General features: G+C 55.3%; 14 protein-coding genes. 3 read left to right on the top strand and 11 right to left on the bottom strand.

What is annotated here, in order from left to right:
* The 4 genes from WBC85_RS02655 to WBC85_RS02640 all read right to left on the bottom strand — a co-directional run.
* On the bottom strand, positions 1-291 hold a 291-nt coding region (locus WBC85_RS02655; protein WP_424433130.1), incomplete at its 3' end, for an adenine phosphoribosyltransferase.
* A 29-nt stretch (positions 292-320) separates the two neighbouring features.
* Positions 321-974: a hypothetical protein gene (locus WBC85_RS02650; protein ID WP_424433129.1), complete on the bottom strand. Its 654-nt coding sequence runs from the start codon at positions 972-974 to the stop codon at positions 321-323.
* Positions 971-1597 carry a LysE family translocator gene (locus tag WBC85_RS02645; RefSeq protein ID WP_424433128.1) on the bottom strand — a complete coding sequence of 209 codons (627 nt, stop codon included), beginning with the start codon at positions 1595-1597 and terminating at the stop codon, positions 971-973. Before WBC85_RS02645 ends, WBC85_RS02650 begins: the two co-directional genes overlap by 4 nt.
* On the bottom strand, positions 1597-2472 hold the full coding sequence (locus WBC85_RS02640; RefSeq protein ID WP_424433127.1) for an S-methyl-5'-thioadenosine phosphorylase: 876 nt from the start codon (positions 2470-2472) through the stop codon (positions 1597-1599). Before WBC85_RS02640 ends, WBC85_RS02645 begins: the two co-directional genes overlap by 1 nt.
* A 172-nt stretch (positions 2473-2644) precedes the next feature.
* Between WBC85_RS02640 and WBC85_RS02635 the strand changes: the two genes are divergently transcribed.
* Positions 2645-4279: a SulP family inorganic anion transporter gene (locus WBC85_RS02635; protein ID WP_424433126.1), complete on the top strand. Its 1635-nt coding sequence runs from the start codon at positions 2645-2647 to the stop codon at positions 4277-4279.
* A gap of 46 nt (positions 4280-4325) precedes the next feature.
* Here WBC85_RS02635 and WBC85_RS02630 read toward each other — a convergent pair whose 3' ends face one another.
* The gene (locus tag WBC85_RS02630) at positions 4326-4931 is read right to left on the bottom strand and encodes a flavin reductase family protein (protein ID WP_424433125.1); all 606 of its coding nucleotides are present in this window, start codon (positions 4929-4931) and stop codon (positions 4326-4328) included.
* An 88-nt stretch (positions 4932-5019) separates the two neighbouring features.
* Here WBC85_RS02630 and WBC85_RS02625 point away from each other — a divergent pair, with 88 nt between their 5' ends.
* Both WBC85_RS02625 and WBC85_RS02620 read left to right on the top strand, forming a co-directional pair.
* Positions 5020-5505, top strand: a complete 486-nt coding sequence (locus WBC85_RS02625; protein ID WP_424433124.1) for a GNAT family N-acetyltransferase — start codon at positions 5020-5022, stop codon at positions 5503-5505.
* A gap of 31 nt (positions 5506-5536) precedes the next feature.
* A complete protein-coding gene (locus WBC85_RS02620) occupies positions 5537-6283 on the top strand; it encodes an EcsC family protein (RefSeq protein ID WP_424433131.1) in 747 nt (248 codons plus the stop codon).
* On the opposite strand, the gene ptsP is transcribed toward WBC85_RS02620, so the two are convergent.
* The 6 genes from ptsP to WBC85_RS02590 all read right to left on the bottom strand — a co-directional run.
* Positions 6270-8510, bottom strand: a complete 2241-nt coding sequence (gene ptsP, locus WBC85_RS02615) for a phosphoenolpyruvate--protein phosphotransferase (RefSeq protein WP_424433123.1) — start codon at positions 8508-8510, stop codon at positions 6270-6272. The genes WBC85_RS02620 and ptsP overlap by 14 nt on opposite strands.
* 252 nt (positions 8511-8762) lie before the next feature.
* A complete protein-coding gene (locus tag WBC85_RS02610; protein WP_424433122.1) occupies positions 8763-10001 on the bottom strand; it encodes an aspartate kinase in 1239 nt (412 codons plus the stop codon).
* A 99-nt stretch (positions 10002-10100) separates the two neighbouring features.
* Entirely contained in the window at positions 10101-10742 is a 642-nt protein-coding gene (locus WBC85_RS02605) for an SDR family NAD(P)-dependent oxidoreductase (protein WP_424433121.1), read from the bottom strand.
* Positions 10742-11209 carry a DUF1178 family protein gene (locus WBC85_RS02600; protein WP_424433120.1) on the bottom strand — a complete coding sequence of 156 codons (468 nt, stop codon included), beginning with the start codon at positions 11207-11209 and terminating at the stop codon, positions 10742-10744. The genes WBC85_RS02605 and WBC85_RS02600 overlap by 1 nt, the downstream gene beginning before the upstream one ends.
* Before the next feature lie 41 nt (positions 11210-11250).
* The gene (locus WBC85_RS02595) at positions 11251-11799 is read right to left on the bottom strand and encodes an NUDIX hydrolase (RefSeq protein ID WP_424433119.1); all 549 of its coding nucleotides are present in this window, start codon (positions 11797-11799) and stop codon (positions 11251-11253) included.
* Between the two features lie 4 nt (positions 11800-11803).
* The coding region (locus WBC85_RS02590) for a 3-deoxy-D-manno-octulosonic acid transferase (protein ID WP_424433118.1) at positions 11804-12166 on the bottom strand (363 nt) is incomplete at its 5' end.

Below are 12166 nucleotides of genomic sequence, written 5' to 3'. Positions count from 1 at the left end.
ATATTCCAGCGAGTAGTCCTGCGAAATAACTTTGCCCGGCAATTTGCCGGCTTTACGCACTGGGACAAACCCGATGCTCAGCTGGTGCGCAATCGCGCCGCCAAGGATGAAGCCGCGCGCCTCCAAGCCCACAACCTTGTCGATTTTCACACCAACATAGGGGTGTAAAAGCTGATCGATTGCCATGCGAAAACCGCGTGGATCAGCGAAAAGCGTCGTCACATCGCGAAACATAATCCCTTCATGGGGAAAATCGGGAATTGTGCGAATGTAGTCTTTTACGGTTTTCATGGGCATGATCCTTTTGCGTTGGCGCATACCTAGCGCGCTGGATAGTGTCGGCCAAGTGCCATGATGTCCTGTTCGCCCAGTTTGGTGCGCGAATTGCTTGATTGAGAGAAGATCGAGCGCGTTTCGTAATATTTGCCGCCTATGTCTGTCAGAAGGCCAAGCCCTTGGATGATCTCTTCGAGCATCGCACTTTCATAGGCGCGCATTTGCAGGCCCAGCGTGAATAGGATGACGGATTTCAAGATTACACCGTCCTTGGTGAAGACCCTGACACCCGCGGCAGATATCGGCGTGCCATCCAACGCGGCGTAGCCAGAGTTTTCGATCTGTGAACGTGCGGGCATGTCGATAAAAAGAATTGGAATATCCGGATCGTCGTCGCTCCGCTCAAGGCGTATCGCGCTGCCAGCCGAGTTTATCGCTTGGATTGCCCGAGCAAGGGCCGCCTCTGCGCGTTTCTTTTTGCCGCCCAAATAGACTGGGTCCATGCGTGTGATCCCGATGGTTAGCTTCGGCTTGGACCATTTCACAATGGGTTTTGCACACTCGCCTTTGGGCGGGGCGGCGCAAGACACCAGACGATAGAAATCGTTATCACTTAGCTCTGTTTGCGTGTTCAGGTATTCTTGCGCGCTTGCATTTGTAGAAAGTGCCAGCACCATCAAGCAAGCGCGCCAGATCATGCCCGCCGCAACGCCGCCGTCGCAGCGCCCATACAGATAAGGGTTAGACCGCCTGCTTGGGTCAGGCGGCGTATAATCGCGGGACGCGAAATCTGCGCACGCATCACATCGGCCAAAAGCGCGTAGGCAAAAGCATTTAGCGCGGCAAGCCCGACGAAAGTTGCGATCAGGATTGCTGCTTGCGGTGCATAGGCGGTTTCTACCGCGATGAATTGGGGCACAAAGGCAATGAAAAATCCAATGCTTTTCGGGTTCAAAGCCGTAACAATTGCTGAGTGCCAGAAAACATGGCGCGGGCTTGCTGTTGCATCTGTATGGACCAAACCAGCGCCTTGCTTCGGGGCGTTTCTGAACATTTTGATGCCAAGGTAGATCAAATACACAGCGCCTGCCCATTTCACGATGCTGAAGGCCAGCGCGGAGGTCGCAATGAGTGCGCCAAGCCCGACGAGCGAGGCGCTCATCGCGATCAAATCACCAAGCGCAACGCCAGAGGCGGTTGCAATTGCCACCTTGCGCCCCTGCGTGAGCGCGTAACTCAATACCAGCAAGATCGTTGGCCCGGGGATGAGCAATAATGCAGTGGAGGCTGCAACGAAGGCGAGCCAAAGCGAGAGATCCATTAGCCCAAAACCCTGCCAGCAACCGCATCCAGCTTGGCCAGCAAGGCAGGATCACGCTTTTCCGGGGCCGTCATTATGGCAAACTCCAACGCCTTGTCACAGCCATGGGCGCAATCTTCGCGGGCGCTCCCGAGCAGGGCCGGCAGGCGTTTGACCAAGTCACGACCTTTGTCAGAGTTGCCCATAAGGGTTGCAATGATCGCGGTCACATCGACCTCGCCGTGATCCGGGTGCCAGCTGTCGTAATCGGTAATCATTGCAACGGAGGCGTAGCAAAGCTCTGCCTCGCGGGCGAGTTTGGCCTCAGGCATATTGGTCATGCCGATGACATCCGCCCCCCAACTCTCGCGGTACATCTTGCTCTCGGCGAGCGTAGAGAACTGCGGTCCTTCCATCGCCAGATAGGTGCCGCCCATGTGGACGTTAATCCCTGCATCTTTGGCTGCCGTGTGACAGGCTTCAGACAGACGAGGGCAGGTGGGATGGGCTACGCTGACATGAGCGACGCAGCCCGTCCCGAAGAAGCTTTTTTCGCGCGCAAACGTGCGGTCAATGAATTGATCGACAATAACGAAATCGCCCGGTGCCATTTCTTCGCGAAACGAGCCACAGGCAGAGACAGAGATCACATCGGTCACGCCAACCCGCTTGAGCGCGTCAATATTCGCGCGGTAGGGAACCGTCGTCGGCGAATGCACATGCCCGCGCCCGTGGCGCGGCAGGAACGCCATTTTGACGCCATCAAGACTGCCCGTCAGAATTTCATCTGACGGATCACCCCAAGGCGTTTCAACCGCCTGCCATTTAGCCCCTTCAAGCCCCTCAATATCGTAAATCCCGGAGCCGCCGATCACGGCAATCATGGTGTCGCTCATCTGTTTCGCCTTGCGCTATCGAATTTTGTTTGCAGGCTAACGGGGCTGGCACGTAAAGAAAATGCGACATTTTCCAAGGCACATCAAATTGCCGTGCAAGCAAGGGTGTTCTTTGCTTAGGCTTTGCGTTAGGCAGCGCTAACAAATCAATCCCCGTTAGACAGGTTATTCCATGAAACGAGCTATTCTCGGTGCATTCGCCAATCACATCACGCCACCAGATTTGCGGTGGATGCCTGATGAGGGCGTTTCCATCGGGCGTTTGCGCATCGAGTTGCTCTCTGGGCTAACTGTTGCGCTGGCCTTGGTGCCCGAAGCGGTCGCCTTTGCATTTGTCGCGGGCGTTCACCCGCTTGTTGGGCTTTATGCGGCTTTCCTGGTGGGTTTAATCACAGCGCTGATTGGTGGTCGTCCGGGGATGATTTCGGGCGCAACGGGCGCTTTGGCGGTTGTGATGGTGGCGCTGGTTGCACAGCACGGCGTTGAATATCTGTTTGCGACCGTCGTTTTGATGGGGCTTTTGCAGATTTTCGCAGGGGCGATGCATTGGGGTAAGTTTATCCGCCTTGTGCCGCATCCTGTGATGCTTGGCTTTGTGAACGGGCTTGCGATTGTGATTTTCCTTGCTCAGCTCACGCAGTTCAAAGTGCCGGGTACGGTAGTGAATACAGGGCATGGCATGTCTGGCGGTGAATGGCTTTCAGGTGGGCCGCTCTTTTTGATGCTTGCGTTAGTGGCCTGCACAATGGCGATTATCTGGGTCATGCCGCGTATCACCAAATTCATCCCTGCGCCGCTTGCCGGTATCGGTATCGTCGCAGCGGTGGTTATTGCCTTTGGACTTGATGTGCCCCGTGTCGGTGATCTGGCCTCTATCCAGGGCGGCTTGCCAAGCCTGCATATTCCCACCGTTCCGCTAACTTGGGAAACGTTCCAGATTATTCTGCCTTACGCAGTTATTCTCGCGGCGATTGGCCTGATTGAAAGTCTTCTGACATTGAACCTTGTCGGTGAAATGACGGGCAAACGCGGGGGTGCGTCGCAAGAATGCATCGCGCAGGGCATCGCCAACACTGTCACGGGTTTCTTCGGTGGCATGGGGGGCTGCGCGATGATTGGTCAGTCGATGATCAACGTGAAGTCAGGTGGGCGCACGCGCATTGCGGGCATTGCAGCGGCTGTTTTCCTTTTGCTGTTTATCGTGGCTGGTTCTTCGATTATCGAACTTATCCCACTGGCGGCGCTGGTTGGTGTAATGTTCATGGTGGTGATCGGTACGTTCGCCTGGAACTCCCTGCTTATCTTGCGCCGTGTGCCGCTGATGGATGCGTTTGTGATTGTCCTTGTTACGGTGGTCACCGTTTACTCTGACCTCGCAGTTGCGGTTGTTGTCGGCGTTATCGTCTCTGCGCTGGCCTATGCATGGAACAACGCGCGCCGCATTCACGCGATCGAGCGTCTTTCAACAAGCGCCGAAGGGGCAAAGGTCTATGAAATCCAGGGACCGCTGTTCTTTGGCTCCAGCGATGGTTTCATCGAGTTGTTCAAAGTCGAGAGCGATCCAGCCGAAGTAATCGTTGATTTTGCTCAAAGCCGCGTCGTCGACCAATCTGCACTACAAGCGATTGAAGCGGTCGCAGGCAAATACAAAGATGCAGGCAAGCGCATTCAATTGCGTCACCTTAGCCGCGATTGTCACAAGCTTTTAAAACAAGCAGGTCATTTGATGATCGATAGCGATGACGATCCTGATTACGAAATCGCAGTTGATTACCAGGTGCGCACAGGTATTTTAGGCGATCACTGATAAAGGTCGGGCGCGTGGTTTTCAACGCGCCCGCCAAACACCCGGATTAATCGTCAGGGCGGCTAAGTTCGAAAACATTCTCGACAATTGAATAGTCACGATAGCCAAGCCGCGCCAGGGGTTTGAATGTAGAGATATCAAAGCGCCCGTCTTTGATATGCTCGTCGCGCATATGCACGCCTGTTACTTCACCCAGAACCAGAAAATTAGCCTCGCCTTCCAGTGTGATAATCTGTGTCAGCTTGCATTCCAGCGACGCCGGGGCGGCGGCAACCCTTGGGGCATTGATGCTTTCGCATTCGCCCTTTTCCAGCCCTGCGCGTTCAAACTCATCGACGTTCGCAGCGAATGTGGCACTAGAAATGTTCATTGCATCTTGCAGCGCCGCCGAGACGATGTTGATGCAGAAAACACCCGTTTCGCGGATCACCGATACGCTGTCTTTCGTGCCGTTGCGATCCTCTTTGGTGCCTGTCGATGCGAACATCACTTGCGGCGGCACATAGGCGACGGCGTTGAAAAAGCTGTAGGGCGCAAGATTGTCGTGCCCGTTTGCATCGCGCGTTGATATCCAGCCAATCGGGCGGGGCGTCACAATAGCGTTGAACGGGTTATGTGGCAGGCCGTGGCCGACTTCCGGGCGATAGAACATCTTTTGCACTCCTTGTTTGCCCAATCGCTAACGCCATGTTAGGCGCGATGCCAGCCAAAATGTCGGGCGAATTCAGTGGGGCGGCATCGTGTACGAGCTAAAACGCGAAACATCTGAGGACTGGTGGGAGGTCGAAGCCCTCTATGATCTGTGCTTTGCGCCTGGTCGCGAAGCGTTGTCATCCTATCGTTTGCGCGATGGCATTGCCCCTGTTGGCACGCTTAGCTGCGTTGCGCGCGACGGGGATGGGATATTATCAGGTGCAATTCGTTATTGGCCGGTGCTTGTCGGAGGAACACCAACCTTGCTGTTGGGGCCTGTTGCCGTACACCCGACGCGGCAAGGTGAAGGTTTAGGCGGCGCTTTGGTTCGCGATAGCCTGGCGCGCGCTGCCGAAAGCGGCTGGGAACGGGTTCTGCTTGTCGGCGATGAACCGTACTATTCCAAATTCGGTTTTGCGCGACTGGATGGTGTCTTCATGCCGCCGCCAACCAACCCCGCGCGGGTTCTTGGGCTGTCGCTGCGCTCTGATGCATGGCGCGATGTCACGGGTAATGTTACGCGTAGTGCTTGAAACTCAGGACTTTAGCCCCGATTTATAGATGATGGATATCGTTCACACCCCGGAAAATCTTGAACAAGACATCGCCTTGATCGCCAAACGCTATCGCAAAGCGGGGGGCGTTGGCATTCAAGTACTAAACCTTGTCGGGGGGCAGGCAGAAAACCTTCTAGAGCGCTTGCCAGACGTTGTGAAAGAGCGCCTGGAAGATGCCACGCAAAAAGCGCTAGAGGCAGCACTGCGCGCCGCGACGCGTTCCCGCGGTGTTGTGCCGGATCAAAGCACGTGGCTTAACACGGTCGCTGCGACGGCGATGGGGGCTGTTGGCGGGGCAGGTGGCTTGCCAACGGCATTGGCAGAGTTGCCCGTCACAACAACCGTATTGCTGCGCGCAATTCAGGGCATCGCTGTCGAATACGGGTTCGATCCAACCCAACCGGAGATACAGGCAGAATGCCTTCAGGTCTTTGCCGCCGCTGGACCGCTTGCAGCGGATGATGGTGCGGACATGGGATTCCTGAGCGCGCGCGTCACGCTGACTGGCACGACGGTGCAAGGTATCATTGCGCGCATTGCACCCCGTTTAAGTGCCGCGCTTGGTCAAAAGCTGGCAGCGCAGGCCGTTCCCGTAATTGGCGCGGTTGCGGGGGCAGCGACGAATTATGCATATACCAGCTATTATCAGGAAATGGCGCATGTCCACTTTGCCTTGATGCGCGCAGGTACCAAATACGGCGTTGATCGTCCAACCCTGGTTTTGCAGCTCTCGAAAGCGGTCAAACAGTCTTGAGATAATCCATTACGGGCTTACGCACCGAGTGGGTGCCATTTGCATGACAATCCTCAATAATCTTGCGCACTTCCCCCAGATCAACGCGTCTGAGCAGATGCTTTACAGGGCCGATTGAAGCAGGGCGCATCGAGAGTGTCTTTAGTCCGATAGCTGCAAAACAGGCGGCTTCTACAGGCCGTCCAGCATCTTCACCGCAGAAAGACAGCGGCGTGTTCGATATTTCGCAGCGTGTGATGATCCCTTGCAGGAAGCTTAGAAATGGAATCGACAGCGTGTCATAGCGCCTACGAACACGTTCGTTTTCGCGATCAGCCGCAAAGAAGAACTGTTTCAAATCGTTGCCCCCGATCGACAGGAACTCGACCTCGTCAAAGAACGCCTGCGGTGCGAAAGCTAATGATGGCGTTTCCAACATCGCACCAATCTCAAGCGTTTCTGGCAAGGGATGACCCAAGCGGCGCTCGCGCTCCATAGCCTTATCCATTTCAGCCTTGGCTGCGACGTATTCGCTATACTGGGCAACAAAAGGAAACATAACAGACAGCTTGCGTCCAGCGGCTGCACGTAGAAGCGCCTGCAACTGCATCCGCATGACACCGGGCTTGTCCAGACCAACCCGGATCGCGCGCCAACCCAAGGCGGGGTTCGGCTCGTCATTTGGTTTCATATAGGTCAGGACTTTGTCAGAGCCGATATCAAGCGTGCGAAACACGACGCGCTTGTCGCTTGCCGCGTCCAAAACGCGGCTATAAAGCGCGCTTAGTTCAGAGCGTTTGGGCATCTGGTTGCGCACGAGGAATTGCAGCTCTGTACGGAACAGGCCGACGCCATCTGCGCCCGAATTCTCAAGCGAGGGAAGGTCGGCCATCAGGCCCGCATTCATGCATAGCGAAATCGTTGTGCCGCAGCTCGTCGTTGCTGGCTTGTCGCGGATTTCGGTGTAGCGTTCCTGCGCATTGGCCTGCATCGCCATTTTGTCGCGAAAGGCTGCGCTGACCGTGTCATCGGGACGCAAATGGACGATGCCTTGATCGCCGTCCACCATGATGTGATCGCCGTTTAGTGCTTCGCGGGTGATCGCCTCGGCGTGGATGACAAGCGGGATTGCCAGTGCACGCGCGACAATTGCTGCGTGCGAGCCGACAGAACCTTCTTCAAGCACGATTGCCTTCAAGGAGCGCCCATACTCAAGCAGCTCGCCGGGGCCAATGTTGCGGGCAATCAGAACAGGATCAGCCGGCAATTCTGCCCCCGTGACGCTGCCTTGTCCCGTAAGAATGCGCAGCAAGCGGTTGGAAAGATCATCAAGGTCGTGCAAGCGCTCGCGCATATATGCATCGCTAACCTGCCCGATGCGTGTGCGCGCGAGGGTTTGCTCTTTTTCCACGGCCGCCTCGGCGGTAAGGCCGTTGGAGATATCCTCCTGCATGCGGCGCATCCAGCCTTTGGAATTGGCAAACATGCGGTAGGCTTCAAGAACTTGCAGCTGCTCGCCGTCGCCGCCTTTGGCCCCGGAAAGAAGTTTGTCGACGCTAATGCGCAGTGTATCAACAGCTTCGCTTAATCGAACGGCCTCTTTGGCGGGATCTTCAGCAATAACATTGGTGACAACAACGCGCGGTTCGTGCAGCCAAACATGCCCGACCGCCGCGCCTTCCTGCCCCGTGGTGCCGCGTAGCAGAACGGGTTGCTGATGGCGCGCAGAAAGGGCTTCGCCTTCACCAAGGAAGGCACCAAGTTCGGTCATTTCGGCCAGCACCATTGCAACGACTTCAAGTGCGTAAAGCTCATCGGCAGAAAACAAACGCGATGCTTTGGATTGAACAACCAGAACGCCTAGCTTTTCACCAAGCCGCTGAATGGGAATGCCGAGAAAGGACGAGTAAATTTCCTCGCCGGTTTCGGGCATAAAGCGGAAGCCTTTTTCGGAAGGGGCGTCAGCAGTGTTTATCGTTTTGGATGTCTTGGCGACGCGGCCAACCAGACCTTCGCCAAGGCGCATGCGGGTTTGGTGAACCGCCTCTGCATTCAAGCCTTGCGATGCGCATAGTTCCAGCGTCTCTGCATCGCGAAACAGATAGATCGAGCAAACTTCGGTTTGCATGGAGGAGGCAATCAGATTGGTGATTTCATCAAGGCGCTGTTGCCCGTCACCATCCTTGGCCATTGCATCGCGCAAACGGCCCAGAAGCTTGCGACTTTCGCTTTCCCGTCCATGCTGCATAGTCTTATCCAGTCCCCCAAAGGACAAAGCCCCAGCGCAAAACGCCGCTGCCATTGTCCTACTTATCTAACTGTTATGCACGTTCATCGCGGGAGAAGAAAGCAAAGAGCACAGGGCGATAAGCAAGAAACCAAAGCGTTTGCCTAAAATCTGTGCGATTTTCCTCTCTCCAAAAATATCCCGGGGAGCGCGAGGGGCTGGCCCCTCGCTTCGGTGCGATCCTGATAAGGATCGCAGATCAATTCACGCTGATTAAGCCGCTTTTTCCAACTCAAACGCGTCATGCAGCGCCTGAACAGCCAATTCCATATACTTGCGATCCACAAGCACAGAAATTTTGATCTCGGACGTCGCTATAACCTTGATGTTGATGCCTTCATCGCTGAGCGTTTTGAACATTTTCGCGGCGACACCGGACTGGCTACGCATGCCAATACCAACGGCGGAAATCTTGGCCACGTTGGTGTCTGCAATCAAGTCATGGTAGTTGATTTCACCTGCCGCTTTGGCATCTTCCATCGCTTTTTCTGCACGCTTCACCTGATCTGTGGGGCAAGAAAACGTCATATCCGTACGGCCGTCTTCGGCGATGTTCTGGATTATCATATCTACGTTTACGCCAGCGTCCGAGAGCGGCCCAAAAATCGCGGCAGCGATACCAGGACGGTCTGCCACAGAGACGAGGGTCATTTTCGCTTCATCGCGGCTATAGGCGATGCCAGAGACGACATTTGATTCCATGATTTCCTCCTCAGCGCAGACAAGCGTGCCTGCGGTGTCTGATTGTTCTTCAAATGAGCTGAGCACGCGTAGTTTAACTTTGTAACGCATGGCCAGCTCGACAGAGCGTGTTTGCAAGACTTTCGCGCCAAGGCTTGCCAGTTCAAGCATTTCTTCAAAGGCGATCTTATCAAGCTTGCGGGCTTTGTCGGTGATGCGCGGATCGGTGGTGTAGACGCCGTCCACATCCGTGTAGATATCACAGCGTTCGGCCTCGAAGGCCGCCGCAAAGGCAACGGCAGTTGTGTCTGACCCGCCGCGCCCTAATGTCGTGATGCGACCCTCCGGACTAACGCCCTGAAAACCTGCGACGACGGCAACTTTCATGCCTTCGCCAAACTTGGCCATCAGGTTGTCAGTCGGGATCTCTTCAATCCGTGCCGCAGAGTGCGCAGAGGTGGTTTTAACGGGCACCTGCCATCCTTGCCAGCTACGCGCGGGCACGTCCATTTCTTGCAGCGTCAGGGCCATCAGTCCTGCGGTCACATTCTCGCCAGAGCTGACGATCGCATCATATTCGCGCGCGTCATATAAGGGAGAGGTTTCATCGACCCAGCCGACCAACTCGTTGGTTTTGCCAGACATGGCAGAGACGATGACGATCACGTCATAGCCTTTGGCAACTTCCACACCCACGCGTTTGGCGGCGCGTTTGATACGGTCCAGATTTGCGACAGAAGTGCCGCCGAATTTCATCACCAGAACGGGCATTCTCGCGTCCTTGTTAGGGTAAGTTGCGCAGCATTTACGTCGCGCAGCCCATAAGGGCAAGAGGAAGGGCGAAGGCGTGTCGTCGCGGCGCGTATTGTGTTAGAACGGGATCACTGTCCCATCATAGTTTTCAAAGACACCAGTGTGATCGCCCCCAAGACAATCAAAGCGCGCAATCAGCCCCGCTGCAGAGGTGGCCGCATCAATATCGGCACTCGAACCGCCCATATCCGTGCGCACCCAGCCGGGGTGATAGGCCCCAATTGCGATGCCTTGGGGCTTTAGGTCAATCGCCATATTCCGCGTAAGATTAAGCACCGCTGCTTTTGAAGCACGGTAGATATAAGCGCCGCCGCCAGCGCGCTCATCCGATCCCATTTGCGAAGAAAGCACAGCGATTTTGGGGGCTTTGCTAAGTCGCAACGCAGGAAGCAGTGCTTCAATCGTCTGGAATACGCCAGTGACGTTGATTGCAAAGGTATCTGCCCAAAGCTGTGCATCAAAACCGTTTCCCAGCGAATGCCCCTTATCAAGATAGACGCCCGCATTGCAGATCAGCAAATCAAGCGGGCCTTCAAAGCTGTCAGCAAGCGCTGTGAGCTGGGCCCTGTCGGTGACATCCAACGCAGCGCCCGTGCTGCCATCACGCGAGGTCGCAACAACTGTGTCGCCGCGCGCGCGCAGTTGGGATGTCATCTGTTCGCCAATGCCGCGATTGCCGCCCGTCAAAAGTACTTGCATCAATTATCTTTCCCACTTTGCCGGAAGGGTAGCGGAACAACCGGGACCCCATCTTCCAACAATTTTCGTGCTTCATCTATCTTGGCTTCGCCATAGATGGACTTTTCTGGCGCATCGCCGTCATGCATTGCGCGTGCGCGCTTGGCGAAATCAGCCCCGACGTATTCGCTGTTTGCTTCAACCTGCTTGCGCATTTCGGCGACCATCTGCTCTGCGGGGCTGGCTGGCGCTGACAGTGGTCCGCGCCGGGGTTCGTCTGGCCGGGGTTCGTTTGGCTGGGGTTTGCCTGCGGCGCTTTTTCTAGCGGGGCGAACTGCAGGGGCCATCAAGACTTTTTTGACGTCAACCGTGCCGCAGATTGCGCAAGTGACCAATCCCGCATTTTGTAACTTGTCAAAGGCAGCCGCAGATTGGAACCAGCTGTCAAATTTGTGATCTTTTGAACATTTGAGTGAGTATTGAATCATGTCGAAACTGTATCGGTCTGAGAGGGGTTAGTCGACAACTGTTATAGTTTGGTCAGATTTGCCGGGTCAAAGTTGGAAATGATAAAGGCCAGCTCTGGATCGCTGACTTTGCGTGCGGCTTGCGCCAAGCGAAACCACTTGCGCTTGCGCTGTTTCACTTCTCGGTAACTGTCATGAATTGTCTTCACCTTGAGTGGATAGACCAAAGCGACGCAGGGCAGGGAACGCCCAGAAACATGTTGTTTTGTATAGGAAAATGCACCAAGGCTTTCGTCGTAGCTTTTGCCCTCAACACCGGCTTCTTCAAGCGCTTCAATTGCTGCGCTTTGGGCCGGGAGCATCCCGTCCTGAGGCCATCCTTTTGGAATAATCCAGCGCCGCGTGCGGCGACTGGTGACAAGCAGTATCTCGGGCTTACCTTTGCGCAAACGATAACAAAGTGCTGCAAATTGTGTGCGAAGGCCAGTTTTTTTGGCACCACGCATATTGATCGGGGCGAAAGGCGTATCGGGCGCAAGACGCTCCTTGCTTGTTTTCTTGGATTTGACGAGCGGTGCCGACTTTTTCTTGGCAACTTTGGTATTCTTCATCGTCTCAAGTCTTTGACAGTCGAGCGAGCGCGTCTAACGCCGCGTCAAGATCAGTTGTTTTTTCCAGTGCGGCGCTTGCCGCTTGTCGCAATGTGGCTGCGACTTCGTGATCTTGCAAGTCGATCAATGCCTCTGCAATTTGGCTTTGGTTGGCACAGAGCCGCGCGCCCGCGTGGGTTTTCAGTGCGGCATAAGGTTCGGTAAAATTTTCCAGATGCGGGCCATGTAGCAAAGCACAGTTGTAGAATGCGGGCTCGTAGGGGGTATGTCCGCCTTTTGGCACCAAGGAGCCTGCGACAAAACATATGCCGCATGCGCGATACCATCGGTCCATTTCGCCCAATGTATCAGCAAGATAAATGTCGCT

Source organism: Planktotalea sp., from assembly GCF_049680325.1.
Taxonomy (GTDB): Bacteria; Pseudomonadota; Alphaproteobacteria; order Rhodobacterales; family Rhodobacteraceae; genus Planktotalea.
The sequence above is the reverse complement of the archived record's forward strand: the minus strand, read 5'-3'. Positions and strand labels throughout refer to the sequence as shown.

What these genes read in the sequence shown, in the direction of transcription:
- WBC85_RS02650 (WP_424433129.1), bottom strand. Translation starts at nt 974, where the DNA reads ATGATCTGGCGCGCTTGCTTGATGGTGCTGGCACTTTCTACAAATGCA.
- WBC85_RS02645 (WP_424433128.1), bottom strand. Translation starts at nt 1,597, where the DNA reads ATGGATCTCTCGCTTTGGCTCGCCTTCGTTGCAGCCTCCACTGCATTA.
- WBC85_RS02640 (WP_424433127.1), bottom strand. Translation starts at nt 2,472, where the DNA reads ATGAGCGACACCATGATTGCCGTGATCGGCGGCTCCGGGATTTACGAT.
- WBC85_RS02635 (WP_424433126.1), top strand. Translation starts at nt 2,645, where the DNA reads ATGAAACGAGCTATTCTCGGTGCATTCGCCAATCACATCACGCCACCA.
- WBC85_RS02630 (WP_424433125.1), bottom strand. Translation starts at nt 4,931, where the DNA reads ATGTTCTATCGCCCGGAAGTCGGCCACGGCCTGCCACATAACCCGTTC.
- WBC85_RS02620 (WP_424433131.1), top strand. Translation starts at nt 5,537, where the DNA reads ATGGATATCGTTCACACCCCGGAAAATCTTGAACAAGACATCGCCTTG.
- ptsP (WP_424433123.1), bottom strand. Translation starts at nt 8,510, where the DNA reads ATGCAGCATGGACGGGAAAGCGAAAGTCGCAAGCTTCTGGGCCGTTTG.
- WBC85_RS02610 (WP_424433122.1), bottom strand. Translation starts at nt 10,001, where the DNA reads ATGCCCGTTCTGGTGATGAAATTCGGCGGCACTTCTGTCGCAAATCTG.
- WBC85_RS02605 (WP_424433121.1), bottom strand. Translation starts at nt 10,742, where the DNA reads ATGCAAGTACTTTTGACGGGCGGCAATCGCGGCATTGGCGAACAGATG.
- WBC85_RS02600 (WP_424433120.1), bottom strand. Translation starts at nt 11,209, where the DNA reads ATGATTCAATACTCACTCAAATGTTCAAAAGATCACAAATTTGACAGC.
- WBC85_RS02595 (WP_424433119.1), bottom strand. Translation starts at nt 11,799, where the DNA reads ATGAAGAATACCAAAGTTGCCAAGAAAAAGTCGGCACCGCTCGTCAAA.